The following is a 3465-nucleotide window of genomic DNA, read 5'->3' as shown; positions in this document are numbered from 1 at the left end:
CGGCGGGCCGCCGCCCCCCCGCGGCCGGCGCCGGCCGAGCACGCCCTGGGCGACCGCCACACCGACCAGCACGATCAGCGCGCCCACCGGCTGGTGCCAGTTCATCCGTTCGCCGAGCACCACCGCGCCGACCAGCACGGCGAAGACCGGGATCAGGTACGTGACGGTGGACGCCGTGCTCGCCCCGGCGATCCGGATGTTGCGCAGGTTGATCACGAAGGCCAACCCGGTGCCGAGCGCGCCGAGCGCCAGCACGCTCGCCACCACCCGCAGCGAGAGGCCGGTCGGCACCGGCGGGGCGCCGGCCACCAGCGGCGCGACGACCGCGAGCTGCGCGGTCGCCACCAGCAGCTGCGCCGCCGACAGGGAAAGCCCGGAGTACGCGCTCCCGGCGATGAACTTCTTCTGGTACGGGATGGCCAGCCCGTAGCAGGCCGCCGCGCCCAGACACATCAGCTGGCCGGTGAAGTGCGAGCCGCCGACGCCCTCCCAGACGCCCAGCACCACCAGCACACCGGCGAAGCCCAGCCCCAGCCCGACCGCCCGGCGCACGGTCAACCGCTCGGTGCGGAAGACCAGCACCGCCAGCGGCAGCACGATCAGCGGTGTGGTGGCGTTCCAGATGCCGGCGAGCATCGACTCGACCCGCTGCTCGCCGAAGCCGAACAGGGTGAACGGCAGGGAGACGCCGAACGCGGCGACGACCAGCAGGTGCGCCCAGACCCGAGGCTCGCGGGGCAGCCGGTCGCGCAGCACGGCCAGCACCACCAGCAGAGTCGCCGCACCGGTGGCGACCCGGTAGAGGGTGAGGTGCAGCGGGTGCAGCTCGGTCACCCCGACCTTGATGAAGAGGAAGCTGGAACCCCAGATCACGCCGAGCGCGAGGAAGCCGGGCAGCCAGCTCCGCAGGGCCGCCCGGTCAGGAGTCAAGTCCGCCGTCACCCCTGACACTCTGCCGCAGGGGTACGACGAAGTCCCGCGAAAATCAGACGCCGTGTCGACCGTCACGGCAACCGCCGCAGGGGCAGCCGCCGACCGCGCCTCGACCCGGCGGAACTGCCGCCGTGAAGACGGCGAACACGGTCGACAACGAGGTGGTCGGGTCACGTAGGGTCGCCTGGTGGGACGAATCGATGACCTCGCCAACCGGTACGTGGCCGACTGGGCGCCGCTGAGCCCGACCGGCGCCACCTACGTCGGCATCGCCGGCTACGACGACCAGCTCGACGACCTCTCCCCGGAGGGCTACGCGGCCCGCGCCGACCTGACCCGGCGCACGCTGGCCGACCTCGACGTGACCGAGCCGGACACCGAGGCCGAGCGGACCGCCAAGGAGGCGATGCAGGAGCGCCTCGGCCTGGAGCTCGCCCGGCACGAGGCCGGCGAGACGACCAGTGAGGTCAACGTGATCGCCAGCGGGCTGCACGACCTCCGCATGGTGTTCGACCTGATGCCGACCGACAGCGACGACGCCAAGGCGAACATCGCCGCCCGGCTCACCGGCTTCCCGGCGGCGCTCGAAAGCTACAAGCGGACGCTGCGCGAGGCGGCCGCGGCCGGCAAGGTCAGCTCGCGGGTGCAGCTGGTCGAGGTCGCCAAGCAGTGCGACATCTGGACCGACCCGAACGGCGACAACTTCTTCCACGGGCTGGTCGAGCGGCTCGGGGCCGACGGCGTGCTCGGCGCCGAGCTGCGCAAGGGCGCGGCCGCCGCCACCGGGGCCACCGCCGAGTTCGGGCAGTTCCTCCGTAACGAGCTGGCGCCGCAGGGCCGGGAGAAGCAGGCCGCCGGCCGGGAGCGGTACGAGCTGGCCTCGCAGTACTTCCTCGGCGCCAAGGTCGACCTCGACGAGACGTACGCCTGGGGTTTCGCGGAGCTGGCCCGCCTGGAGGCCGAGATGCGGACGGTCGCCGGGCGGATCGCGGGCCCGGGCGCCGGCATCGACGACGCGGTACGGGCCCTGGACGCCGATCCGGCCCGCACCATCCAGGGCAAGGAGGCGTTCCGGGACTGGATGCAGGCGCTGGCCGACAAGGCGATCGGCGACCTGCACGGCACCCACTTCGACATCCCCGAGCAGGTCCGCCGGATCGAGTGCTGCCTCGCGCCGACCAGCGACGGCGCCATCTACTACACCGGCCCGAGCGAGGACTTCTCCCGGCCGGGCCGGATGTGGTGGGCGGTGCCGCAGGGCATCACCGACTTCTCGACCTGGCGTGAGGTGACCACCGTCTACCACGAGGGCGTGCCGGGGCACCACCTCCAGGTCGCGCAGACCGCCGTCCGCGCCGAGAAGCTCAACCGCTGGCAGCGGCTGCTCTGCTGGGTCTCCGGGCACGGCGAGGGCTGGGCGCTCTACTCCGAGCGGCTGATGGACGAGCTGGGCTACCTGGACGACCCGGGCGACAAGCTCGGCATGCTCGACGGGCAGGCGTTCCGCGCGGCCCGGGTGATCGTCGACATCGGCATGCACCTGGAGCTGGAGATCCCGAAGGACAACCCGTTCGGCTTCCACCCGGGCGAGCGCTGGACGCCCGAGCTGGGCTGGGAGTTCATGCGGGCGCACTGCCGGGTGCCGGACGAGAACCTGCGCTTCGAGCTGAACCGCTACCTCGGCTGGCCGGGGCAGGCTCCCTCGTACAAGGTCGGCGAGCGGATCTGGCTCCAGGCCCGGGACGAGGCGAAGGCCCGCAAGGGCGCCGACTTCGACCTCAAGGAGTTCCACCGCCAGGCGCTCGACCTGGGCGCGCTGGGCCTCGACCCGCTGCGCCGGGCGCTGGCCCGTCTCTGAGCAGAGGAAACGGCCGGGAGTCGGAGGTGATCTCCGGCTCCCGGCCGTTTCGCGTACCCGACGGATCAGGCCAGGTCGAGCTTGAGCTTCGGCTTGGCGGTGAGCACGTTCGAGTCGACGTACGCCAGGTCGATCGAGGGGTCGGTGAAGGTGATCGGCAGCGGTGAGGTGATCGGGATGCCGTCGGGGAACGGCAGGTCCGGGGTGAGCGTGACCTTGATGCCGAGCAGGTACCCGACGAAGCGGGTGGCGTAGAAGGCCACGTCCCCCTGGACGGTGAGCTGGTCGGTGACGTACCGCTGGTGCTTGCCCGCCGGGCCGCTCGACAGCAGGACGAAGTCGTCGGTGACCGCCTTGTCCATGCTGAACTTCAGGCACTTGAGCGTGCCGTCCCGGGTGGGCAGCTCGACGACCCCGTCGAACTGCAGCCCGGTCATGGTCACCTTCGAACCGGTGAGCTTGGAGACCGGGTCGGCGACGACCGGCTGGCTCGGCTCGGCGGCGATCCGCGGCAGCGGCTTGCCCGCCTCCACCGGCTTCGGCTTGGTCGGCCGCGGCGCGGCGCAGGTGCCGCCACCCGGCTTGGTGACAGGCTTCGCCGAGGCGCTCGCGCTCGGCGCCGCGCTGGTGCCGCTGTCGCTGGGGGTGGCGCCGGTCGCCAGGGGCTCGGCGGC

2 protein-coding genes and 1 pseudogene are annotated in these 3465 nt (G+C 72.3%); 1 reads left to right on the top strand and 2 read right to left on the bottom strand.

Annotation, left to right across the window (positions count from 1 at the left end):
- Positions 1-942: DMT family transporter (locus ACWEVO_RS32840; protein WP_452311324.1), on the bottom strand; the 942-nt coding region annotated here is incomplete at its 3' end.
- 178 nt (positions 943-1120) lie between these two features.
- On the opposite strand from ACWEVO_RS32840, the gene ACWEVO_RS32835 reads away from it, so the two are divergent.
- The gene (locus ACWEVO_RS32835) at positions 1121-2791 is read left to right on the top strand and encodes a DUF885 domain-containing protein (protein WP_452311323.1); all 1671 of its coding nucleotides are present in this window, start codon (positions 1121-1123) and stop codon (positions 2789-2791) included.
- A 65-nt stretch (positions 2792-2856) separates the two neighbouring features.
- On the opposite strand, the pseudogene ACWEVO_RS32830 reads toward ACWEVO_RS32835, so the two are convergent.
- A pseudogene (locus ACWEVO_RS32830) lies at positions 2857-3465 on the bottom strand (DUF6114 domain-containing protein); the annotation flags it as partial.

It is taken from the genome of Micromonospora sp. NPDC003776 (genome assembly GCF_053605645.1).
Note: the sequence above shows the minus strand (reverse complement) of the source record. Positions and strands in the feature narration are given on the sequence as shown.